Raw genomic sequence first — 21,550 nt, 5'->3', positions numbered from 1 at the left:
GGAGACGATGATGAAACTCTTGCGCGAACCGCTCCTGCATTTCCTGCTGATCGGCGCCGTCCTGTTCGGCGCCTTTCAGCTGACCCGTAGCGGCGACGGCGAAACCGCGCAGGGCGAGATCGTCGTCAGCGCCGGGCAGATCGCCAGCATGGAGGCGATCTTCAGCCGCACCTGGCAACGGCCGCCGACCGCCGCCGAATCGCAAGCACTGGTGAACGACTACGTTCGCGACGAGGTCTTTTACCGGGAAGCTCTGGCCATGGGCCTCGACCGCGACGACGCCGTCATCCGCCGCCGCATGCGGCAGAAGATGGAGTTCATCTCCGATCTGGCGGCCGATGCGGAGCCGACGGACGTCGAATTGAAGGCCTTCGTGGCGGAGCACCCGGCACGGTTCAGGTCCGAGCCGCGCTTCTCGTTCAGCCATGTCTATTTCAGCACCGGTCTCCCTGTCGCGGAGCTGGATAGCCTGCGCCAGGCGTTGAATGGCGGAGCGGCGGACGCATCGAAGGTCGGCAGCCCGTTCCTCCCGGGCTTCGATTTCACTCACGTCGCGCGATCGGATGTGGCGCAAACCTTCGGCGAGAGCTTCGCGACCTGGATCGGGCGCGCCCGACCCGGCGAATGGGGCGGCCCGGTGGCTTCCGCCTATGGCACGCATCTGGTTCGCGTAAGCGAGCGCATTGAGGCGCGTGAGCTTCCCTTCGCGGAGGTTCGCGAGGTCGCGCGGCGGGAACTGCTGCACGGCCGCAAGATCACCGCCAACGACGCGCTCTATGCCAGGCTGCGGGCCCGTTACGTCATAAGCGTGGAAGGTTCCAAGCTCGCCGAGGCGGCGCAATGATCCGCCTGATCCTCGCCATCTGGGCTCTTGCGGTCATCGTCGTTGGGCAAGCCCAGGCGCACGACTTGCGCCCGGCCTATCTCGCCCTCACCGAGACCGCGCCGGATGCCTATGCGGTTTTCTGGAAGGTTCCGGCCATGGGCGAGCGCCGGCTGGCGATCGCCCCGCAACTGCCACGCAGTGCGATCGAGTCGACACCGCGCGAAGGGGTTTTTCTCGCCGATGCCTATGTCGAACGCTGGGCGGTGCGCGCACCGGCCGGCTTGACCGGCGATACGATCGCGATCGACGGCCTGGCCGAGAGCCGGACCGACGTTCTGGTGCGAATTGAGAGACTGAACGGGGAAGTCAGCACGGTGCGGCTCACGCCGGCTGCCCCCTCATTCGAGGTTCCCGCCGCCGCCGGATGGCAACAGGTGGCCGTCGCTTACCTGTGGCTGGGCGTCGAGCACATCCTCCTTGGTGTCGACCATTTGATCTTCGTCCTGGCGCTCATCATGCTTGTGCGGGGCTGGAAGCGCATCGCCTTGACGATCACCGCCTTCACGCTGGCGCACAGCATCACGCTCGGGGCGGCGACGCTCGGCTATCTCGATGTGCCGGGGCCCCCGGTCGAGGCCCTGATCGCCTTGAGCATCGCACTCGTCGCGGTGGAAATCGTGAATGCCGAGCGCGGCCGGCAAAGCCTTGCCTCTCGGTTCCCGTGGCTCATCGCCTTCGCCTTCGGGCTCCTGCATGGGCTCGGCTTTGCCGGCGCGCTGAGCGATGTCGGCCTGCCGGCCCATGCCATTCCGGCGGCGCTGCTGTTCTTCAATCTCGGCGTCGAGCTCGGGCAGCTTCTTTTCGTTGCGGTCGCGATGGCGCTCTTCGCGATCCTCCATCGGATTTCAGTGGCATTCCCCGGGCCCCGGGCGTACTGGTCACAGGCATGGCTGCGATTCGCCGGCGCCTACTGCATCGGCGGCATCGCGTCGTTCTGGTTGATCGAGCGCATCTATTCCGGCTTTTGGGCATAGGGGACGGTCACGACGAGTTTCCTCTCATCCGCGCGTTTAGCGCTGTTGTCGCTGGCGAGCCTGCTCTTCCTTTGGGTTCTCAGCGGCATGGCCGTGGCGCAGGCAGATCCGGCCGAATTGACGCCCGAGAAAGCCCAGCAATTCCTGCATCTGATGTCTGACCCGGAGGTGAAAGCGTGGCTGGAGCGAAAAGTCGCTTCCGGCCAAGCAGAACAGCCGGCTGCATCCTTGGATGACGCCATATCGAACTGGGAGGCAACGGTTCGCGCTCGGCTTGCGGCGCTTGCCGGTGTCTTTCCGCGCATTCCTCAGGAATTCTCGAATGCGGCCGATGTCATCTCACGGGATGTGAATTCGGGCAGACCGGGTCTCGTTGCCGGGATTCTCGCACTACTCATCGCCGTCGGGTTCGGCGCCGAGTGGCTCATTCGCCGCGCCATGATGCGGTTGCGAGAGCCCGGGCGAGCGCCGCTCGTCGAGGTCGTCGGCATTGCGACCTTTGCACTGGCCAGCGTTGGATCGTTCCTGGTGCTCGACTGGCCTCCGTTGTTGCGCCGGATCGTGCTCACATTGCTTCTGGCGTTCATTGCCCTCCGCGCCGCGCGCACCGCCACTCTGCTCTTGCTGCCATTTGTCGATCGCGCGGGCGACGCGTCGCCGGAAGTCGAAATCAAACGAGGCTTCTGGGTTCAACGTGTAACCCTGATCGGGAGCCTCCTGCTTTTTGGCTGGGCCGTTGTCAGCCTTATGCCTAGCGTGGGCTTTTCGGTGGACACGGCGAGGTTCACGGCTCTTCTATGTGGGCTGGGCATGTTGGCAATCGCCATCGAGATCGTCTGGCGCAGGCCCGCAGCGAGTGCGTCGCCCACGCGCAAGGCGCTGATGACCCTGTATCTGATCGTGCTTTGGCTGGCCTGGGTGGCGGGGCTGCTTGGCCTGCTGTGGCTCGGCCTCTACGCCCTGGTGCTGCCCTTCGTGGTCCGAGGCGTCGGCAACATCGCTCAGATCTTCGCCGACAGAGCACAGCGCAACGATACTTTTGGCGTCATGATGAAGGTGCTCATCGTGCGGGGCGCCAGAGCGGTTGTCATAGGACTGGCGGTCGCCTGGCTTGCCTATATCTGGCGCATCAGGGAAGCCGCCCTTGGCGCGGGCGCGACCGGCTCGGTGGTCATGTCCGGCCTCTTCAACGGCATCATCGTGCTGCTCGTCGCCGACCTGGTCTGGCAATTGTCGAAGGCCTTGATCGCGCACCGGATCGATGTTGTGGCTGCTGCGGGAAATGATCCCGACGCGCAGCTGCGCAACGGCCGGTTGCGCACATTGTTGCCGATCTTTCGCAATACTCTCGCAGCCCTCATCGCCGCCGTTGCAGCCCTGACGATCCTGGCCGGGATGGGCGTGCAGATCGCGCCGCTGATCGCCGGCGCCGGCATCTTCGGCGTCGCCATCGGGTTTGGTTCGCAGACCCTGGTCAAGGACGTTCTCAGCGGCGTGTTCTACATGCTCGACGACGCATTCCGGGTCGGCGAATACATTCAGAGCGGCAGCTATAAAGGGACGGTCGAATCCTTCAGCCTGCGTTCGGTCAGGTTGCGGCATCACCGTGGTTCGATTTTCACGGTGCCCTTCGGAGAGCTGGGCGCTGTCCAGAATGCGAGCCGCGACTGGGTGATCGACAAGATGACAATCAATGTCACTTACGATTCGAACATCGAGCTGGCCCGCAAGCTCATCAAGAAGATCGGCCAGGAATTGGCCGCCGATCCCGAATTTGCGGCCAATACGCTGCAGCCCTTGAAGATGCAGGGCGTCGACAGTTTTGGCGATTTTGCCATCGTGCTGAGGCTGAAGCTCATGACCAAGCCCGGCACGCAGTTCGCCATCAAGCGACGCGCCTATATGATGATCAAGCAGGCTTTCGACGAGAACGGCATCAAGATCGCCATGCCGACCGTTCATGTCGAGGGTGGTGGGGAGGCTGCGGCGGCCGGACAGCAAATGATGAAACGAAAACAGGCGGCGGAGCAATCCGCGGGGAACGGGGAATGACTTTTCCAGGACTGCGACCCGTCGGGCGCGACCTGAAGCTTGCGAGCCGAGGAAGGGAAACATGCCTGCCGACAGTTCTGCAACCATCGCCGAAAGAGTGAAGAAGGAGCTGCGCGACTACGCACTTCTGTCTGTGTATCTCTACATCTGCTTCGGCGCGCTCGTTCTCTACAAAGTGGCAATACTTGGTGCCCAAGGCATCAGCTATCTGCCATTCGGACTGCCTCTCATCAAGGCGTTGATCCTGGCGAAGTTCATATTGCTCGGACGAGTTGCCCATGTGGGTGAGCGGCATGAAAGCTCCAGGACAGCCTTCCGCATCGCATACAAAGCGCTGGCCTATCTTGCCCTGCTGATCGTGCTTTCAGCCGCTGAAGAAACGATCATGGGCATGGTTCATGGGAAATCCATCGCTGCAATATTCGCGGAGCTCGGTGGCGACAGGTTGCCGGAGCTTCTCGCAACGTGTCTGGTCATATTGCTGATACTCGTTCCGTATCTGGCCATCTCGGAACTCGGTGCCGCCGTTGGCGGCAACAAGCTCCGTGAGATATTGTTCATGGATCGACCGAGGAGACATCAGTCATGATCGGAGCTCGATAAGCTCCACCGCGCTCTAAGCATGTCTGCGCAGCGCGCGTCCGCTCGGCGATCGCCCGAAACTTTCGCGATAGCGCCGGGCGAAATGCGAGCGTGAAACATAGCCGGCGGCATCGGCGGCGGTGAGGCTCGAGGCGCCCGCCGCCAGGGCGGAGTGTCCGGCGCGCAGGCGTTCGCTGCGCAGGATGGCCCGGAACGAGCTTCCTTCCGCCGCCAGGCGACGCCTGAGGGTCGAAGCGCCGATCCCGACCGCGCCGGCGACATGGCCGACACTCCAGTCATGTGTCGGGTCGCTGCCGATGAGCCAGGCTACTTCCTCGGCAAGGCTCGCGGTGAACAGAGCCCGCGCCTCAGGCAGCTGGCGCAGCAACGTCAGGACTTCCGTGAGGCGCAGCGCCTGCACCGTCTCGCTCATCGCCTCATCGCGTATGGTTGCCGCGGCATGGCTCAAGGCCTCGATGAGGTCATCGCTCAAGGTGATGCCGAAGGCGCGCGATACCGCCTCGCGGCCGCGCCGTTCGGCAAGCGTCAGCGGGGCCACGCCTTCGGGCAGCACGGGCACTTCCAGGACGAGCGATTCATAGATGCCGGTCTCGCCCGGGATATTCACCACGTCCATGGGCACGTTGCGCGGCAGCACGATGACCGATCCGGGCGGGAAGCTTTGGCTCACATCGCCGAGCCAGACTTCCTTTCTGCCGCGCAGCACGATGCCGATGATCGGATGCGGCAGCTTGATCGCCGCGAGGCGCTCGCGATGGAGGGCGCAGTAGGAGAACAGGTTCCTGGCATGGTTGTGCACGCCCGCGCCGGCGGGCGCCATGAAGCCGCGCAGGCGCTCATGCAATCTGGCGCGCAGGCGATCCTGCGGATGGGGGCTGGGCAAGTCCATGGCCGATCTTAGCGCGGGGCTTGCCCGCAAAAAACAACGCAAGTGAGCGTTTCGGGCTCAAGGACGCGAAAATCAGGCCCATCCCAAGGGCGTCCTTCCGGCAAGACCAGCGGCGCATAAGGAGAAGCCCATGAAGTTCTTTGCCGCCCTCGCCTTCACCCTGACCTTTCCCCTGGCCGCAGCGCAAGGGGCCGATCTCGAACTCTGGCGGCTCGATTGCGGCCGCATCGAGGTGCGCGACCTCTCCTTCTTCTCCGACAGCTTCGCCTATGCCGGAAAGAAGCGGTCACTGACGGACAGCTGCTATCTCATTCGCCACGACGCTCAGTATCTCTTGTGGGACGCCGGCCTGCCCTCAGCCCTTATCGGTGCGAAGCCGGATGAGAAAGCCGTCCTCTCGCCGACGCTCGCGGTCGACATCCCGACCCAGCTCGCCCGGATCGGCGTCACTCCGGCGCAGATTTCCTATCTCGGCATCAGCCACAGTCATTTCGATCATGTCGGGCAGGCCGTCTCCTTCTCGACTGCCGCTCTCCTGATCGGCAAGGCGGATTTCGATGCGCTGAAGCTGCCGCCGCCGCCCTTTGGCGTCGAGCCCAAATTGCTGGCGCCGTGGCTCGAGGGCAAAGCCAAGGCCGAGCCAGTCGATCGCGATCATGACGTCTTCGGCGATGGCGGTGTGGTCATGCTGAAGATGCCGGGCCACACGCCTGGCGAGATGAGCCTGCTGGTCAAGCTCGAGAAGACGGGCCCTGTCGTGCTGTCGGGCGATGTGGTGCATTTCCATGAGCAGCTCGCCAACCGGGGCGTGCCGCCTTTCAACTGGGATCGCGGCGAAAGCCTGGCCTCGATGGAGCGTCTCACGGCGATCGTCGCGAGCCTCCATGCCAAGCTCATCATCCAGCATGACGAAACGCATATCGGCCGGCTGCCGGCCTTTCCGAAGAGCGCCCGCTGATGTCCTCTTGCCGCCTATTTGAGCGTCACCGCATAGACCTTGCCCTCATAGGGCGCGCCGTTCTTGTTGTCGACGGCCATGACATACATGGTCTTGCCGTCGGCGCTGAAGGTGAGATTGGGTGACGCGGCCGACGGCACCGTATGCTTGGCCGCGAGCTTGCCGTCCGGCGTCACGACGAGGATGTTGCCCGCGCTATACTCGCCGACATAGAAATTGCCGTCCGGCCCAAGCTTGATGCCGTCCGGATAGGCATCCGCCGGCTCACCCAGGGCATAGAGCCTGACGAACAGGCGGCGATCGGACAATCGGCCCGCGTCATCGACCGCGAAGGAAATGACGCGGCCGGCCTCCGATTCATTGACATAGAGCCGCTTGTCGGGCCCGAAGGTGATGCCGTTGGCATAATGCAGATCGTTTGCGGCTTCGCTCACCTTGCCGCCGGCCGAGAGATGCAGCACGCGGCCGACGATCGGTCCCGCCTCCCAAGGGCCTGATGTCGTGAAATAGACGCCGCCCTTGCCGTCGGGCGTGCCGTCATTCGGGCCGACAAGTGCGGCGCCGGCGTCGTCCTTGTCATAGCTTGCAACGTCCTTGCCGTCCTTCGAGATGACGGCGAGCTTGCCGGAATCGTAGCAGGTGACGGCGAAGTTCTCGCCCATCGGAATCACCGCGGAGGGCCCGCAGCCATCCTGCTTCCAGATCTGCGTGTTCTGCTTGCCGTCCCAGCGCATCACCGTATGGCCGGCATATTCGGTGTAGTAGAGCACATCGCCGATCATCACCGGACCTTCGGGAAAGAGCGCGCGCGGATTGATGATGCTCGCGTCCTGGGCTCGCGCCGCACCTGTGAAAGCAAAGAGCGAGATGGCGAAGAATAGTCTCAGCATGGTGTCCTCCCTTTTTCATTACCCTATCGGGGGCGGACGCCGGGAAAAACGGTCAATCTGGCTCACGCTTGATCACCTCGCGGCTCAGCGCTCGCCCTTGCGATAAGGGATCATCAAGGCGCGCGGATAGGCGGCGCGGCGCGACATGAGGATGAGCGCCAGGATCGACAGCGCATAGGGCAGCATGAGGAAGACCTGATAGGGCACGAAGCTGCCGGCAAGCTGCTGGAGCCGCAACTGATAGGCATCGAAGGCGGCGAAGAGCAAGGCACCCAAGAGCGCCTTGCCCGGCCGCCAGGAGCCGAAGACGACGAGCGCGATCGCGATCCAGCCGCGCCCGTTCACCATCTCGAAATAGAAGGAGTTGAAAGCGGAGAGCGTCAGGAAGGCGCCGCCGATACCCATCAGCGCGGCACCCGCCACGACGGCGGCGATGCGCACCTTGGTGACGTCGATGCCTTGCGCCTCGACCGCGGCCGGGTTCTCGCCCGCGGTGCGCACCGCAAGGCCGGCGGGCGTGCGGTAAAGGAACCAGCCGACCAGTCCCGCGGCGATGAAAGCGAGATAAGTGAGCGGCGTCTGTCGGAACAGGGCCTCGCCCAAGAAGGGGATGTCGGAAAGGATCGGAATCGGCCAGGGCGCAAAGGGCTCGATCTTGGGCGGCGATGTCACTTCCGGGAAAGCCAGGCGGTAGGTGTAATAAGTGAGGCTCGCGGCGAAGAGCGTGATGCCGATGCCGGTCACATGCTGCGAGAGGCCGAGCGGCACGACCAGCACCGCATGGAGGAGGCCGAAGGCGGCGCCGGCAAGTGCCGCCACCACGACGCCGAGCCACAGATCGCCGCCCTGATAGACGGTGTACCATCCGGCAAAGGCGCCGACCGTCATGATGCCTTCGATGCCGAGATTGAGGACGCCGGCGCGCTCCGAGATGAGCTCGCCCAAAGTGGCGAAGATCAGGGGCGAGGCGATGCGGATGGCCGCCGCCCAGAGTGTCGCCGAAAACAGGATCTCGAGCGCGTCCATCGCTTATTTCCAGCGCAAGCGGTAGCGAGTGAACATGAGCGCCGTGACCATGGCGAGAAGGGCCGTGGCCACCATCACCTGCGCGATATAGCTCGGCACTTGGGCGCTGCGGCTCATCGCATCGGCGCCGACGAAGATGCCGGCGACGAAGATCGCCGCGGCGACGACGCCCAGAGGGTGGAGCAGCGCTAGCATGGCGACGACGATGCCGGCATAGCCGAAGCCCGGCGACAGATCGAGGGTGAGATTGCCCTTGAGGCCGGCCACTTCCGAAAGGCCGGCGAGGCCCGCAAGCCCGCCCGAGAGCAATGCCGTCTTCAATGTGATGCGGTCGACCTTCATGCCGGCGAAACGCGCGGCGCGCGGGTTGAAGCCCACGGCCTTCATCTCATAGCCGAGCGCCATGCGCGTATTGATGATCCACACGACGACGGCGGCGGCGAGCGCCAGGATGAAGCCGAAATGCAGCCGCTTGCCCTGGATGAGCTTGGGCAATTGCGCTTCGGCGATGACCTTCTTGGTCTGCGGCCAGCCGAGCCCCATCGGGTCTTTGAGCGGACCTTCGAGCAGCAAGCTCACGAACAGGATGACGATGAAATTGAGGAGCAGGGTCGTCACCACCTCATCGACACCGAAGCGCACCTTGAGGAAGGCGGGGCCGAGCAGGGTAAGTGCCCCGGCGAGCGCCGCGACGACGAGCAGGATCGGGACCAGGATGGGCGAAGGCCACGGCAGAAGCCCGGTCCCGAAGACGATGGTGGCGACCGCCCCCATATAGAGCTGCGCCTCGCCGCCGATATTCCACAACTTGGCGCGGAAGGCGACGGCCGCGGCAAGGCCGGTGAAGATCAAAGGCGTGGCGCGGGTCAGCGTCTCGAGAAAGGCGAATTGCGAGCCGGCGGCGCCCTTGAAGACGAGGAAGAAGACCGAGAAGGGATTGGCGCCGCTGAAGCTCACCAATATGCCGGCGAAGACGAGCGTGGCGAGGATCGCCAGCGCCGGATAGAGCAAGGTGACGAAGAGCGAAGGCTGCTCGCGCGGTTCAAGCCGCATGCGCCTCTCCTTCGCCAAAGCCATGGCCCGCCATCATCAGGCCCAGCTCCTTGATGCTGACGTCCCGGCGCGCCAGGGCTTTAGAGATGCGGCCGCGATAGATGACGGCGATGCGGTCGGAGATGTTCAGGATCTCGTCGAGATCGTCCGAGATGAGGAGCACCGAGGCGCCGCGCTTACGCGCTTCGATCAGATGCTCATGCACATAGGCGACGGCACCTATGTCCAATCCACGCGCCGGCTGACAGGCGAGGATGAAGCGCGGCGTCAGCGACAGAGTGCGCCCCAGGATCAGCTTCTGCATATTGCCGCCGGAAAGGAGCCGCACGCGCGCCACAGGCGAGGGGCATTTGACGTCGAACTTGACGATGATATCGCGGGCAAAACCTTCCGCGGCGCGCCAATCAAGGAAGCCGCGCTTGTTGAAGCGCTCCTCGCGATAGAGCTCGGCGATCACATTCTCGGTGACCGACATGTCGGCAATGAGGCCCTCGGCATGGCGGTCTTCCGGGATGCGGGCGATGCCGCGGCGGGTCACGATGTCGGGCGTCCAGTGGGCCGCATCCTCGCCGAAAATATGCAAAGAGCCGCTGTGCGGGCGGGTGAGGCCGCTCAGGAGATTGGCGAGCGCCGTCTGGCCGTTGCCCGAGACGCCGGCGAGGCCGAGGATCTCGCCGCCATGGAGCGTGAGATCGGCGCGCTCGAGACCGTCGCTTGTCGTGACGGATCTGACATCGACATGGACATCGCCCGGCGCTTGGGGCTCGATCCTGGGCTCGGCGATCGGCCGGCCGACCATCAATTCGGCGAGCTCCTGGCGGGTCGTCGCTTGCGTCGCGCGTTCGGCGACGAGCTTGCCCGAGCGCAGGACGAAGATGCGGTCCGAGACGCTCAACACCTCATGGAGCTTGTGCGAGATGAAGATGATGGAGAGGCCCTTTTGCGTGAGCTTCTTCAGGGTCTGGAACAGCGTCTGGCTTTCCTGCGGCGTCAGCACCGCGGTCGGCTCGTCGAGGATGAGGATGCGGGCCTCGCGGTAGAGCACTTTCAGGATCTCGACGCGCTGCCTTTCGCCGACCGAGAGCTCGGCCACGCTCTTGTCGGGCGCGACCCGGAGGCCGAAATCCTCGGCCAATCTGGTGAGGCGCCGGCGGGCGTCACCCTTCGCCGAATGGAGGCGCCACGGTTTCTCGGTGCCGAGCATGATGTTGTCGAGCACGGTCAGATTGTCGGCAAGGGTGAAATGCTGATGCACCATGCCGATGCCGGCTTCGATCGCGGCACGCGGCTGGCCGGGCGGCAGCGTTCGGCCTCCGACGCTGATGGCGCCCTCATCGGCGACATAATGGCCGAAGAGGATGTTCATCAGCGTCGTCTTGCCGGCGCCGTTCTCGCCGAGAAGGGCCGCGATCTCCCCGCGCTTCAGGTCGAAGGAGATCGCGTCATTGGCAAGAAGCAGCCCGAAGCGCTTCGAGATGCGCTCGAGTTTGAGGACGGTGTCGGTCATTCTCTACCCTCGCCCTGCGAGCATGACGAAGCGGGGCGAGGGTTTCATCAGGATGATTTCGGCTCCGAATCGTCGATCGTGACGGTGAAGGCGCCGGATTTGATCGCTTCTTCCTTGGCCTTGACCTTGCTCATGACATCGGCCGGCACCTTGCCCTCGAATGTACCGAGCGGCGACAGGCTGCAGCCGCCGAATTTCATGAAGGAATATTGCCCGTAGTCCTCGGCCTTGAAGGCCTTGTCCTGGATGGCCTTGATGGCGGCATCGAGCGTCGGCTCGAAATGCCACAAGGCCGAGGCGACGACCGTATCGGGATAATCCGCCTGGGTGTCGATCACATTGCCGATCGCCAGAACTTTCCGTTCCTTGGCCGCGTCCGAGACGCCGAAACGCTCGGCATATAGGAGGTCGGCGCCGGCATCGATCTGGGCAAAGGCGGTCTCCTTGGCTTTGGGCGGATCGAACCAGGAGCCTATGAAGGCGACCTGGAATTTGGCGTCGGGCTTCGTCTCCGCGACGCCCGCCTTGAAGGCATGCATCAGCCGGTTCACTTCCGGGATGGGATAGCCGCCCACCATGCCGATATTGCCCTTGGTCATGGCGCCGGCGATCATGCCGGTGAGATAGGAGGCATCCTGGATATAATTGTCGAACACCGAGAAATTGGGATTGGCCGCGGCATCGGGCTTGAAGCTCGAGCCGATGAGGAAGGCGCGGTCGGGATAATCCTTGGCGACGGCGCGCGCCGCGTCTTCGACCGCAAAGGCTTCGCCGATGATGAGCTGATGGCCCGCCTCGCAATATTCGCGCATCACCCGCTCATAGTCGGTATTGGCGACCTTTTCCGAGAAGGTGTAGTCGATGTCGCCGCGCTCCTTGGCGGTGAGTGCCGCCTTATGGATGCGGCTCACCCATTGCTGCTCGACCGGCACCGTGTAGATCGCCGCGGTTTTGATCACATCCTTGGCGGAAGCCGTCGCTCCGCCCAGAAGTGGCAGGGCTGCCGCCGAACCTGCATATTTGATGAGCTCTCGCCGTGACAGACGCATCGTTCCCTCCACTGTTATGGTTTTTACCAGTTGATCAAAGCCTTCCGGCACTGTCAATTGGCGGGGTCGGGTTGTCTGCAGCAAAATATGGCTTTAAGGCTCCGGCCATCGAAGATGGGAATGCGGAATGGCGAAGCTCAATCTGGTGGGCGATATCGGGGGGACGAATTCGCGCTTCGGCCTGGTCGCGCAAGGCTCGGTCGAGATCACGCGCATCGAGCGGCTGAAGAACGATGAGTTCGGCTCGCTCGAGGACGTGGCGCGCGCCTACCTCGACCGCCAGGGCATCGACGAGCTCGCCGCCGCGGCGATCGCGGTCGCCGGCATCGTCATGGAAGAGGACTTCCTGCTCACCAATCGCGACTGGATCATCTCCCGCCCCAAGCTGAAGGGCCGTCTCAGGACCGAGCGGCTGATCATTCTCAATGATTTCGAGGCCTTGGCGCTGTCACTCCCGCATTTGAAAGAGGTCAATCTGGTGCAGATCGGCGGCGCCGCACTGCCGCCGCGCCGGCTGAAGATCGTCTTGGGTCCCGGCACCGGCCTCGGCATGGCGGCTTTGGCGCCTTTGCCGCAAGGCGGGTGGATGGCGCTGCCGGGCGAGCTCGGGCATGTCAATCTGCCCGTCGCGACGCGGGAGGAATTCGACCTGCGCGAAGCTATGACCGAGCCCGGCACCGTCTTCGAATCGGAATTCGCCGTCACCGGCGGCGGCCTCCTGCTGATCTACCGGACGATTACCCGCCTCGCCGGTCGCCCGGCGCGACTCTCGACGCCCGAGCAGGTTCTGCAGGCAGCACTTAACGGCAGCGATCGCGATGCGGTGAAGACGCTCGATCACTTCATCACCTGGCTGGCGCGCCTTGCCGGCGATGCGGCGATGATGATGCAGGCGCAAGGCGGCGTCTATCTCGCGGGCGGCATCGCGCCGTCGATCGTCAAGAAACTGCAGGAAGGGTCGTTCCGCCGGGTCTTCGAGGAAAAGGGCCGCCTCGATCTCAACGCCGTGCCGCTTTACGTGATCATGGACGATTTCCCCGCCTTCAAGGGTTGCGCCGCCGCGCTTAATCAACCGCCTCTCTAGCTGAACATGAGATCGAACCATTAGAGGATTTCTAACAGTTCGCCATAAAGCCTGATAGGCGCACATCAAAAATTGACAAGATCGCCGCTTGTGGTCCAAGCTGCTTCGCGAGATGGGAAAAATCACGATCCTCGATGTCGCGCAGTCGGCAGGCGTCAGCGTCGCCACGGTCGACCGCGTGCTCAATCACCGTACCGGCGTGCGCAAGGTCACGGTCGAGCGCGTCGAAGCCGCCATCCGCCAGCTGAACTACCAGCCGGACCGGCTGGCCGCCAGGCTCGCCCGCTCGCGCGACTACCGTTTCTGCTTCGTGCTGCCGACCGGCAACAATACTTTCATGGTGCAGCTCGGCGAGGAAGTGCGCGCCGCCGCCGAACGCATGGCGCCCGAGCGCGTTGTCATCGACATGCGCCTGACCGATGTCTTCGACGGCAATGTGCTGGCTCAGACCCTCGACCAGATCGGCGACATCTATGACGGCGTCGCCGTCGTGGCGCTCGATCACCCGAGTGTGCGTGAGGCGATTAGCGGGCTCAGCCAGCGCGGCGTCACGGTCGTCACCCTCGTCTCCGACGTGCCGGGCTCGAAGCGCGTGCATTATGCCGGCATCGACAACACCTCGGCCGGGCGCACCGCCGCGAGCCTGATGGGCAAGTTCTTAGGCGGACGCAGGGGCGAGGTCGGCCTCATCGCCGGATCATTGGCGCTGCGCGATCACATCGAGCGCCAGTTTGGCTTCGAGCAGATCATGACCCATGAATATCCGCATCTCTCGATTCTCCCCGTACGCGAGGGCCGCGACGACTGGCAGCGCGTCGAGGAGGTGACGGCCCAGCTCCTCAAGGAGCATCCCAATCTCATCGGCATCTACAATGCCGGCGGCGGCACGCGCGGCATCATCGTCGCGCTGGAGAAGGCCCGGCGTGAGCGCGACATCGTCTTCATCGCCCATGAGCTCACCAATCATGCGCGCAAGGCGCTGATCAAGGGCACGGTCGATGCGATCATCAACCAGGATGCCGGCCACGAAGTCAGAAGTGCGGTGCGCGTGCTTCTCGCCAAGGCCGACAATGCGCCCTTGATCGAGGCACAGGAACGCATCCGCATCGACATATTCCTGCGCGACAATCTGCCATGAGGTGAGGGATGTATCTGGGGCTCGACATAGGAACCTCATCGGTCAAGGGCGTGCTGATCGACGAGAAGCAGAAGATCGTGGCTTCGGCCTCTGCCGCATTGAGCGTGTCGCGGCCCCATCCCGGCTGGTCGGAACAGGCGCCGGAAGACTGGTGGAAGGCCTGCGGCAAGGCGGTGAAGGCGCTCGCCCGCCAGAAGCCGAAAGCGATTGCGCAAGTCGAAGGCATCGGCCTCTCCGGTCAGCAGCATGGCGCGACCTTGCTCGGCAAGGACGACAAGGTGCTGCGGCCGGCGATCCTGTGGAACGATGCCCGCTCCTTCGCCGAATGCCGCGACATCGAGGAGCGCGAGCCTCGGGCCCGCAAGATCGCCGGCAACATCCCGCTCGCCGGCTTCACCGCGCCGAAACTCGTCTGGGTGAAGAAGCACGAGCCGCGCGTCTTCGATTCCGTGAAGAAGGTGCTGCTGCCCAAGGACTATGTGCGCTTGCGCATGACGGGCGAGTATGCCTCCGACATGTCCGATTCCTCCGGCACCTTCTGGCTCGATATCGAAAAGCGCGCCTGGTCGGATGAGCTCCTCGAGGCGACCGACATGTCGCGCGACCAGATGCCGAAACTCTTCGAAGGCACGGATGCGACCGGACGGCTGACCACGCAGGTTGCCAAGAGCTGGGGCATGCCGAAGCTCCCGGTGGTGGCGGGAGGTGGCGGCGACAATCCGGCGGCCGCTTGCGGCATCGGCGCGGTCAAGCCCGGCGAGGCTTTCGTCTCGCTCGGCACTTCGGGCGTACTCTTCGTCTCCAATGAGCGCTTCATGCCCAATGCGGCGCGCGCCGTGCATGCCTTCTGCCATGCGGTGCCCGACACCTGGCATCAGATGGGCGTGATCCTGTCGGCGGCGGCGAGCCTCGAATGGCTGGCGGGCCTGCTCAAGATTCCGGCGCCCAAGCTCACCGCGGCGCTCGGCAAGACACTGTCAGGCCCGTCTTCGGCCTTGTTCCTCCCCTATCTCTCGGGCGAGCGCACGCCGGTGGCGGATGCGCAGATCCGCGGCCTCGTGATGGGGCTCGGCCATGAGACCGACGCCAAGACATTGACCCATGCGGTGCTCGACGGCGTCGCTTTTGCTTTCCGCGACAGTCTCGAGGCGTTGAGGGCCGCGGGTACGACGGTCGAGCGGGTCACCGCCGTGGGCGGCGGCTCGCGCTCGGAATTGTGGCTCAAGATCATCGCCACGGCACTCGATCTCACCGTCGATGTCCCGGCCGACGGTGACTTCGGCGGCGCCTTTGGCGCAGCACGGCTCGGCCTGATCGCGGCGACGGGTGAAAATTTCCGCAAGGTCTGCACGCCGCCCAGGATCGCGAAAAGCATCAAGCCGGAAGCGAAAGCGCGCGAGGCCTATGAACATGCCTATGAGCGCTATGTGCAAATCTATCCGGCCATCAGGGAGATCTGATCCATGAATTTCTATTCCGTGACCGAGCCGGTCAAATATGAAGGACCGGACAGCACCAACCCCTTGGCTTTCCGCTTCTATGATCCGAGGCGCAAGCTTCTCGGCAAGACCATGGCGGAGCATTTGCGCTTCGCTGTCTGCTACTGGCATACGCTGTGCTGGCCGGGCCTCGATCCCTTCGGCGGCGAAACCTTCTTGAGGCCCTGGCATCAGCCGGGCGACCAGATGGACCATGCCCGCCGCAAGGCGGATGTGATGTTCGAGACCTTGCGGCTGCTCGGCGTCCCGTTCTTCACCTTCCACGATCTCGACATCGCGCCCGAAGGTTCCTCCCTCAAGGAGTTCAACCGCAATGTCTCGACCATTGCCGCCTATCTCCACAAGAAGATGGACGAGACCGGCGTCAGGCTCCTGTGGGGCACGGCGAACATGTTCTCCAACCGCCGCTTCATGGCGGGGGCCGCCACCAATCCCGATCCCGACGTCTTCGCCTACTGCGCGGCGCAGGTGAAGCATTGTCTCGATGTCACGCGGGAATTGGGCGGCGAGAACTATGTCATGTGGGGCGGGCGCGAGGGCTATGAGACATTGCTCAACACCGATCTCAAGCGCGAGCTCGCCCAGGCCGGCCGCTTCCTCAATCTCGTCGTCGACTACAAGCACAAGATCGGCTTCAAGGGTCCGATCCTGATCGAGCCCAAGCCGCAGGAGCCGACCAAGCATCAATATGATTATGACGTAGCGACGGTTTACAGCTTTCTGAAAGCCAACGGGCTCGAGAAGGAAGTGAAAGTCAATATCGAGCAGAATCACGCGATCCTGGCCGGCCATACGTTCGAGCATGAGATCGCGCTCGCTTCGGCGCTCGGCATCTTCGGCTCGATCGATCTCAATCGCGGCGACTATCAGTCGGGCTGGGACACCGACCAGTTCGCCACGAATATGCCCGAGTTGGCGCTCGCTCTCTATGAGATCCTCAAAGCCGGCGGCTTCACCACGGGCGGCATGAATTTCGACGCCAAGATCAGGCGCCAGTCGATCGATCCCGACGATCTGCTCCATGCTCATGTGGGCTCGATGGATACCTGTGCCCGCGCCCTCATCATGGCGGCGAAGATGGTCGAGGACGGCAAGCTCAAGGCCGAGGTCGACAAGCGCTATGCCAAATGGGAGGAGCCGAAGAACAAGGCGATGCTTGCGGGCAAGGAGAGCCTCGCCGATATCGCCGGGCGCGTGCTCAAGGACGGCATCGATCCCAAGCCCCGCTCTGGCCGGCAGGAAGCTCTCGAGAATCTGGTGAACACCTATTTTTAGAAAGCGGTGGACCATCTCTCTCAACACCCTCATGCTGAGGTGGCCGCGTAGCGGCCCTCGAAGCATCCACCAGGATGAAGTGAACATGCTGCAACACACCCTTCGAGGCTCGCTTCGCTCGCACCTCAGGGTGAGGGTAGCGAGTCGATTCGATACTTAGGGAGGAACGGAATGGCGAAGAACATCAAAGGGCCGGCGATCTTTCTTGCCCAATTTGCCGGCGACGAGAAACCCTTCAATTCATGGGACGCGATCTGCAAATGGGCGGCGGGCCTCGGCTACAAGGGCGTGCAGATCCCGAGCTGGGACGGGCGTCTCTTCGACATCAAGAAGGCGGCGGAATCGAAGACCTATTGCGACGAGATCAAGGGCATCGCCAAGAAGCATGGGGTGGAGATCACCGAGCTCTCGACCCATTTGCAGGGCCAGCTCGTCGCGGTGCATCCGGCCTATGACGAGGCCTTCGACAATTTCGCGCCGCCTGCCGTTCACGGCAAGCCGAAGGAGCGGCAGAAATGGGCGGTCGATCAGGTCATGGCGGGCGCCAAGGCCTCGCGCAATCTCGGCCTCGATGCGCATGTGACCTTCTCAGGCGCACTCGCCTGGCCCTTCCTCTATCCCTGGCCGCAGCGCCCGGCCGGCATGATCGACATGGCCTTCGAGGAACTGGCGAAGCGCTGGACGCCCATCCTCGATGAATATGACAAGCATGGCGTCGATGTCTGCTACGAGATCCATCCGGGCGAGGATATTTTCGACGGCGCCACCTTCGAGATGTTCCTGGCGCAAGTGAACGGCCATCAGCGCTGCTGCATCAATTACGATCCCTCCCACTTCGTGCTGCAGCATCTCGATTACCTGGCCTTCATCGACATCTATCACGAGCGCATCAAGGCGTTCCATGTGAAGGATGCCGAGCTCAACACCGACGGTCGCCAGGGCGTCTATTCGGGCTTTCAGCCCTGGGTCGACCGGGCCGGGCGTTTCCGCTCGCTGGGCGACGGTCAGGTCGATTTCGGCGCGGTCTTCTCCAAGCTTGCCGCCTATGATTATGACAGCTGGGCGGTGCTCGAATGGGAATGCTGCCTGAAGGATTCGCAGCAGGGTGCGGCCGAGGGTGCTCCCTTCATCGAAAGCCACATCATCAAGGTGACGGAGAAATCCTTCGACGATTTCACCGCCCGCGAGGTCGACGAGAAGCAGGTCCGGCGCATGCTGGGCATCTAGTACCAGGATCGAGTTCAAACCGGAGGAAATGACATGTCTATCGAAGGGCGCAGCGACGCCAAGCAGGGCGGACGCATCAGGCTCGGCATGGTGGGCGGCGGCCAGGGCGCTTTCATCGGCGCGGTGCATCGCCTGGCCGCGCGCATGGACGATCAGTATGAGTTCGTGGCCGGTGCGCTCTCGTCATCGCCGGAGCGCGCCAGGGCTTCCGGCGTCGAGCTTGGTCTCGCCCCGGATCGCATCTATACGGACTATCGCGAGATGGCGAAGGCGGAGGGCAAGCGCAAGGACGGCATCGAGGCGGTCGCCATCGTCACGCCCAACAATGTCCACGTCCCGGCGGCGAAAGCCTTCGTCGAAGCCGGCATCCATGTCATTTGCGACAAGCCCCTGGCGATTTCGCTGAAGGAGGCGAAGTCGCTCGCGAGCCTGCTCGGCAAGAGGAAGGACGTCATCTTCGCCTTCACCCACAATTATTCGGGCTATCCGATGATCCGCCAGGCGCGCGAGATGGTGGCGAAGGGTGAGCTCGGCCAGATCCGCCTGGTCCAGGCCGAATACCCGCAGGACTGGCTGACCGAGGACATCGAGAAGGGCGGCCAGAAGCAGGCCGCCTGGCGCACCGATCCCAAGCAGTCGGGCGGCGGCGCCATTGGCGATATCGGGACACATGCCTATCAGCTCGCCTGCTTCGTCTCCGGCCTGACGCTGGACGAGGTGGCGGCCGACATGACGACCTTCGTCAAGGGCCGGAAGGTGGACGACAATGTCAATGTGCTGCTGCGCTTCAAAAACGGCGCCCGCGGCATGCTGTGGGCGAGCCAGGTGGCGCCGGGCAATGAGAACGGCCTGCGCTTGCGCGTCTATGGCACCAAGGGCGGGCTCGACTGGACGCAGGCCGATCCCAATTATCTCTGGTTCACCCCCTTCGGCGGAGAGATGCGGCTCATCACCCGGGGCGGTGCCGGCTCCGGCGCTTCGGCCGCCCGCATGACCCGGGTGCCGCCTGGCCATCCGGAAGGCTATCTCGAGGGCTTCGCCAATATCTATACCGAGGCCGCCCGCGCCATCAGGGCCAGGCGCTCGGGCAAGAAGCCCGACAAGGAGGTCATGTTCCCCGGCATCGAGGACGGCGTCGCCGGCATGGCCTTCATCGAGGCCTGCAAGAAGTCTTCGGCGAAGAACGGGAAGTGGACGAAGGTTTAGAGATCGATCGGGGGCAGGGATGAGCTACGATCTGATGGTGTTTGATCCAGCAAAAGTGCCGGATGGTCCGACCGCGTTCTTTGCCTGGTATGACGCCGATGCCGATGCCGAGGCGGATACTGCCGCCGCCGGCGACATGTTCGAGGATTATAGTGATCCGGCACAAACCATGCCCCTCTTGCGGGCGTGGTTCTTGGAGATGATCAAGGAATTTCCGGCCATGAATGGTGCCTATGCCCCGGACCTGGATGAGCTGGAGCAGACCGAGCGCGCGGCGGATTACTTCATCAAAAAGGAGAGTATCTATATTGCGTTCTCCTGGTCCGATCCCGGCGCGGCCTATGAGGCGACCTTCCGGCTTGCCGCAAAGCACGGTGCCGGGTTTCTTGATGCCAGCGGTGACGGCAGTGTCTGGTTGCCAGAGTCTCCGGGAAAACTGAAGATGGCGTTCAGGGATCCCGAGAGCTCTTAGGCCGAGGGGACTTTCTCTATCAGCTCGATCCGGTTACCGAACGGGTCATCGACATAGACACGGTCATAGCCGGGTAGCGGCTCGTCGCGGCGGGCCGCGACACCGGCCTGTTCCAGCCTTGCCACGAGACGGCGGAGATCCTCGACCAGGAAGGCCGGATGCGCCTTCAGGGCCGGGCGGAAGTCCTTCTCGACGCCGAGATGGATCTTGATCCCCTCCTTCTCGAACCAGCAGCCGCCGCGTTTCTTGAGATTCTCCGGCTTCTCCACCTCGCTGAGGCCGAGGAGCCTGCCATAGAAGCGGCGCGCCGCCTCTTCCCGGCCTTCCGGCATGGCGAGCTGGATGTGATCGATGGCGAGGAGGCCCATGGAAGCTATTAATCATTGCGATGAAGGACAATCTAGCATAGAGCGAAGTCCGTTCATTTGCGAGGCGACCTATGCGCGACGGCGAAGTGCTCCTCGTCACAGATGTGCAGAATGATTTCTGCCCGGGCGGCCGCCTTGCCGTGCCCGGAGGCGACGAGGTGGTGCCGGTCATCAACCGTCTCGCCAGCCGATTCCGCCATGTCGTCCTGACCCAGGACTGGCACCCCGAAGACCATACTTCCTTTGCCTCGAGCCATCCCGGAAAAGCGCCCTTCTCCGAGATCGAGATGCCCTATGGCCCGCAGACTCTATGGCCCGATCACTGCACCTGGGAGAGCGAGGGTGCCGCCTTCCATGCCGATCTCGACATCCCTCAGGCCCAGCTCGTCATCCGCAAGGGCTACCACAAGGAGATCGACTCCTATTCCGCCTTCTTCGAGAACGACCGCACGACCCCGACGGGTCTTTCCGGCTATTTGCGCGAGCGCGGCCTCACGCGGATCGTCTGCGTCGGTCTCGCTTTCGATTACTGCGTGCGCTATTCGGCCGAGGACGCCGTCGCTCATGGTTTTGACACGATCGTGATCGAAGAAGCCTGCCGGGCCATCGATCTTGCCGGCAGCGCCGCTGCAACGAAGGCCTCCTTTCGCGACAGAGGGATAAAGCTCAGATGAATCTCCGCGAACGCGTCTATGAATTTGTGGTCGATCTCGCGCCCTTGCCCGCCGTGCCGGTGGTCGGGACGCGCCGCACCTTCCCGGTGCGCCGGCTCTATTGCGTCGGGCGCAATTATGCCGAGCATACACGCGAGATGGGCGGCGATCCCAAGCGCGAGAAACCCTTCTTCTTCCAGAAGGCGCCCGATTCGATCGTCACCGACGGCGTCTTCCCCTATCCGCCGCTGACATCCGACGTCCATCACGAGATCGAGCTCGTCGTCGCCTTGAAGGCGGGCGGCCAGAACATTCCTTCCGCCAAGGCCAAGGACATCGTCTATGGCTATGCCACGGGCCTCGACATGACGCGCCGCGATCTCCAGGCCGAGGCCAAGAAGCAGGGCCGGCCCTGGGAGGCTGCCAAGGCCTTCGACCGGGCCGCGCCCTTGAGCGCCATCACGCCGATCGAGCAGTCGGGCTTCCTGACCAAGGGCGCCATCACCCTCGATGTCAATGGCGAGCGCCGCCAGACGGGCGATCTCGCCGACATGGTCTGGCCGGTCGCCGACATCATAGCCGAATTGTCGCAGCTCTTTCTCTTGGCGCCGGGCGATCTGATCTTCACCGGCACGCCGTCGGGCGTCGGCGCCGTCAAGCGCGGCGACCGGCTGCATGGCGAGATCGCCAGGCTTGCCCCGCTCGACGTGGTGGTGACGTAATCCCCTCTCCCCCGCTAGG

General features: G+C 63.5%; 21 protein-coding genes. 14 read left to right on the top strand and 7 right to left on the bottom strand.

Annotated elements, in window-relative coordinates; translation table 11 throughout:
* Positions 1–10: 10 nt before the first annotated feature.
* The 4 genes from DS839_RS31515 to DS839_RS31500 all read left to right on the top strand — a co-directional run bounded on the left by DS839_RS31515 (position 11) and on the right by DS839_RS31500 (position 4,501).
* A complete protein-coding gene (locus DS839_RS31515; RefSeq protein WP_162918930.1) occupies positions 11–844 on the top strand; it encodes a peptidylprolyl isomerase in 834 nt (277 codons plus the stop codon).
* Positions 841–1,860: a HupE/UreJ family protein gene (locus DS839_RS31510; protein ID WP_119274516.1), complete on the top strand. Its 1,020-nt coding sequence runs from the start codon at positions 841–843 to the stop codon at positions 1,858–1,860. The genes DS839_RS31515 and DS839_RS31510 overlap by 4 nt, the downstream gene beginning before the upstream one ends.
* Positions 1,861–1,947: 87 nt before the next feature.
* The gene (locus DS839_RS31505) at positions 1,948–3,912 is read left to right on the top strand and encodes a mechanosensitive ion channel family protein (RefSeq protein WP_119274515.1); all 1,965 of its coding nucleotides are present in this window, start codon (positions 1,948–1,950) and stop codon (positions 3,910–3,912) included.
* 61 nt (positions 3,913–3,973) lie between these two features.
* Positions 3,974–4,501 carry a hypothetical protein gene (locus tag DS839_RS31500; RefSeq protein ID WP_119274514.1) on the top strand — a complete coding sequence of 176 codons (528 nt, stop codon included), beginning with the start codon at positions 3,974–3,976 and terminating at the stop codon, positions 4,499–4,501.
* 27 nt (positions 4,502–4,528) lie between these two features.
* Here DS839_RS31500 and DS839_RS31495 read toward each other — a convergent pair whose 3' ends face one another.
* Positions 4,529–5,404, bottom strand: coding sequence for a helix-turn-helix domain-containing protein (locus DS839_RS31495; protein ID WP_119274513.1), 876 nt, complete (start codon positions 5,402–5,404; stop codon positions 4,529–4,531).
* 130 nt (positions 5,405–5,534) lie between these two features.
* On the opposite strand from DS839_RS31495, the gene DS839_RS31490 reads away from it, so the two are divergent.
* Entirely contained in the window at positions 5,535–6,362 is an 828-nt protein-coding gene (locus DS839_RS31490) for an N-acyl homoserine lactonase family protein (protein WP_119274512.1), read from the top strand.
* A gap of 14 nt (positions 6,363–6,376) precedes the next feature.
* Here the strand turns inward: DS839_RS31490 and DS839_RS31485 are convergent, their stop codons facing one another.
* From DS839_RS31485 to DS839_RS31465, 5 genes are all read right to left on the bottom strand, one after another.
* On the bottom strand, positions 6,377–7,252 hold the full coding sequence (locus tag DS839_RS31485; RefSeq protein WP_119274511.1) for an SMP-30/gluconolactonase/LRE family protein: 876 nt from the start codon (positions 7,250–7,252) through the stop codon (positions 6,377–6,379).
* 84 nt (positions 7,253–7,336) lie between these two features.
* Positions 7,337–8,278: an ABC transporter permease gene (locus DS839_RS31480; RefSeq protein ID WP_119274510.1), complete on the bottom strand. Its 942-nt coding sequence runs from the start codon at positions 8,276–8,278 to the stop codon at positions 7,337–7,339.
* A 3-nt stretch (positions 8,279–8,281) separates the two neighbouring features.
* Complete coding sequence (locus tag DS839_RS31475; protein ID WP_119274509.1) at positions 8,282–9,331, bottom strand: ABC transporter permease; 1,050 nt, start codon at positions 9,329–9,331, stop codon at positions 8,282–8,284.
* Entirely contained in the window at positions 9,321–10,838 is a 1,518-nt protein-coding gene (locus tag DS839_RS31470) for an ABC transporter ATP-binding protein (protein ID WP_119274508.1), read from the bottom strand. The genes DS839_RS31475 and DS839_RS31470 overlap by 11 nt, the downstream gene beginning before the upstream one ends.
* Before the next feature lie 47 nt (positions 10,839–10,885).
* A complete protein-coding gene (locus tag DS839_RS31465; protein ID WP_119274507.1) occupies positions 10,886–11,887 on the bottom strand; it encodes a BMP family protein in 1,002 nt (333 codons plus the stop codon).
* A 127-nt stretch (positions 11,888–12,014) separates the two neighbouring features.
* Here DS839_RS31465 and DS839_RS31460 point away from each other — a divergent pair, with 127 nt between their 5' ends.
* The 7 genes from DS839_RS31460 to DS839_RS31430 all read left to right on the top strand — a co-directional run bounded on the left by DS839_RS31460 (position 12,015) and on the right by DS839_RS31430 (position 19,788).
* The gene (locus tag DS839_RS31460; protein WP_119274506.1) at positions 12,015–12,971 is read left to right on the top strand and encodes a glucokinase; all 957 of its coding nucleotides are present in this window, start codon (positions 12,015–12,017) and stop codon (positions 12,969–12,971) included.
* A 112-nt stretch (positions 12,972–13,083) separates the two neighbouring features.
* Positions 13,084–14,109, top strand: a complete 1,026-nt coding sequence (locus DS839_RS31455; protein WP_119274593.1) for a LacI family DNA-binding transcriptional regulator — start codon at positions 13,084–13,086, stop codon at positions 14,107–14,109.
* Between the two features lie 8 nt (positions 14,110–14,117).
* Entirely contained in the window at positions 14,118–15,569 is a 1,452-nt protein-coding gene (gene xylB, locus DS839_RS31450; RefSeq protein ID WP_119274505.1) for a xylulokinase, read from the top strand.
* 3 nt (positions 15,570–15,572) lie between these two features.
* Complete coding sequence (xylA, locus tag DS839_RS31445; RefSeq protein WP_119274504.1) at positions 15,573–16,883, top strand: xylose isomerase; 1,311 nt, start codon at positions 15,573–15,575, stop codon at positions 16,881–16,883.
* Positions 16,884–17,054: 171 nt separating this feature from the next.
* On the top strand, positions 17,055–18,110 hold the full coding sequence (locus tag DS839_RS31440) for a sugar phosphate isomerase/epimerase family protein (protein ID WP_119274503.1): 1,056 nt from the start codon (positions 17,055–17,057) through the stop codon (positions 18,108–18,110).
* Positions 18,111–18,143: 33 nt separating this feature from the next.
* The gene (locus DS839_RS31435; protein ID WP_119274502.1) at positions 18,144–19,316 is read left to right on the top strand and encodes a Gfo/Idh/MocA family protein; all 1,173 of its coding nucleotides are present in this window, start codon (positions 18,144–18,146) and stop codon (positions 19,314–19,316) included.
* Between the two features lie 19 nt (positions 19,317–19,335).
* Positions 19,336–19,788, top strand: coding sequence for a hypothetical protein (locus tag DS839_RS31430; protein WP_368912028.1), 453 nt, complete (start codon positions 19,336–19,338; stop codon positions 19,786–19,788).
* On the opposite strand, the gene DS839_RS31425 is transcribed toward DS839_RS31430, so the two are convergent.
* On the bottom strand, positions 19,785–20,156 hold the full coding sequence (locus tag DS839_RS31425; RefSeq protein WP_119274501.1) for a VOC family protein: 372 nt from the start codon (positions 20,154–20,156) through the stop codon (positions 19,785–19,787). The two genes, DS839_RS31430 and DS839_RS31425, sit on opposite strands and share 4 nt — an antisense overlap.
* Before the next feature lie 71 nt (positions 20,157–20,227).
* Between DS839_RS31425 and pncA the strand changes: the two genes are divergently transcribed.
* A complete protein-coding gene (gene pncA / locus DS839_RS31420; RefSeq protein WP_119274500.1) occupies positions 20,228–20,830 on the top strand; it encodes a bifunctional nicotinamidase/pyrazinamidase in 603 nt (200 codons plus the stop codon).
* A complete protein-coding gene (locus DS839_RS31415; protein ID WP_119274499.1) occupies positions 20,827–21,531 on the top strand; it encodes a fumarylacetoacetate hydrolase family protein in 705 nt (234 codons plus the stop codon). Before pncA ends, DS839_RS31415 begins: the two co-directional genes overlap by 4 nt.
* Positions 21,532–21,550 lie beyond the last annotated feature (19 nt).

The sequence above is a fragment of the Taklimakanibacter deserti genome, assembly GCA_003574785.1.
This window is presented reverse-complemented; position numbering and strand designations above follow the sequence as displayed.

What these genes read in the sequence shown, in the direction of transcription:
- DS839_RS31515 (WP_162918930.1), top strand. Translation starts at nt 11, where the DNA reads ATGAAACTCTTGCGCGAACCGCTCCTGCATTTCCTGCTGATCGGCGCC.
- DS839_RS31510 (WP_119274516.1), top strand. Translation starts at nt 841, where the DNA reads ATGATCCGCCTGATCCTCGCCATCTGGGCTCTTGCGGTCATCGTCGTT.
- DS839_RS31505 (WP_119274515.1), top strand. Translation starts at nt 1,948, where the DNA reads ATGGCCGTGGCGCAGGCAGATCCGGCCGAATTGACGCCCGAGAAAGCC.
- DS839_RS31500 (WP_119274514.1), top strand. Translation starts at nt 3,974, where the DNA reads ATGCCTGCCGACAGTTCTGCAACCATCGCCGAAAGAGTGAAGAAGGAG.
- DS839_RS31495 (WP_119274513.1), bottom strand. Translation starts at nt 5,404, where the DNA reads ATGGACTTGCCCAGCCCCCATCCGCAGGATCGCCTGCGCGCCAGATTG.
- DS839_RS31490 (WP_119274512.1), top strand. Translation starts at nt 5,535, where the DNA reads ATGAAGTTCTTTGCCGCCCTCGCCTTCACCCTGACCTTTCCCCTGGCC.
- DS839_RS31485 (WP_119274511.1), bottom strand. Translation starts at nt 7,252, where the DNA reads ATGCTGAGACTATTCTTCGCCATCTCGCTCTTTGCTTTCACAGGTGCG.
- DS839_RS31480 (WP_119274510.1), bottom strand. Translation starts at nt 8,278, where the DNA reads ATGGACGCGCTCGAGATCCTGTTTTCGGCGACACTCTGGGCGGCGGCC.
- DS839_RS31475 (WP_119274509.1), bottom strand. Translation starts at nt 9,331, where the DNA reads ATGCGGCTTGAACCGCGCGAGCAGCCTTCGCTCTTCGTCACCTTGCTC.
- DS839_RS31470 (WP_119274508.1), bottom strand. Translation starts at nt 10,838, where the DNA reads ATGACCGACACCGTCCTCAAACTCGAGCGCATCTCGAAGCGCTTCGGG.
- DS839_RS31465 (WP_119274507.1), bottom strand. Translation starts at nt 11,887, where the DNA reads ATGCGTCTGTCACGGCGAGAGCTCATCAAATATGCAGGTTCGGCGGCA.
- DS839_RS31460 (WP_119274506.1), top strand. Translation starts at nt 12,015, where the DNA reads ATGGCGAAGCTCAATCTGGTGGGCGATATCGGGGGGACGAATTCGCGC.
- DS839_RS31455 (WP_119274593.1), top strand. Translation starts at nt 13,084, where the DNA reads ATGGGAAAAATCACGATCCTCGATGTCGCGCAGTCGGCAGGCGTCAGC.
- xylB (WP_119274505.1), top strand. Translation starts at nt 14,118, where the DNA reads ATGTATCTGGGGCTCGACATAGGAACCTCATCGGTCAAGGGCGTGCTG.
- xylA (WP_119274504.1), top strand. Translation starts at nt 15,573, where the DNA reads ATGAATTTCTATTCCGTGACCGAGCCGGTCAAATATGAAGGACCGGAC.
- DS839_RS31440 (WP_119274503.1), top strand. Translation starts at nt 17,055, where the DNA reads ATGGCGAAGAACATCAAAGGGCCGGCGATCTTTCTTGCCCAATTTGCC.
- DS839_RS31435 (WP_119274502.1), top strand. Translation starts at nt 18,144, where the DNA reads ATGTCTATCGAAGGGCGCAGCGACGCCAAGCAGGGCGGACGCATCAGG.
- DS839_RS31430 (WP_368912028.1), top strand. Translation starts at nt 19,336, where the DNA reads ATGAGCTACGATCTGATGGTGTTTGATCCAGCAAAAGTGCCGGATGGT.
- DS839_RS31425 (WP_119274501.1), bottom strand. Translation starts at nt 20,156, where the DNA reads ATGGGCCTCCTCGCCATCGATCACATCCAGCTCGCCATGCCGGAAGGC.
- pncA (WP_119274500.1), top strand. Translation starts at nt 20,228, where the DNA reads ATGCGCGACGGCGAAGTGCTCCTCGTCACAGATGTGCAGAATGATTTC.
- DS839_RS31415 (WP_119274499.1), top strand. Translation starts at nt 20,827, where the DNA reads ATGAATCTCCGCGAACGCGTCTATGAATTTGTGGTCGATCTCGCGCCC.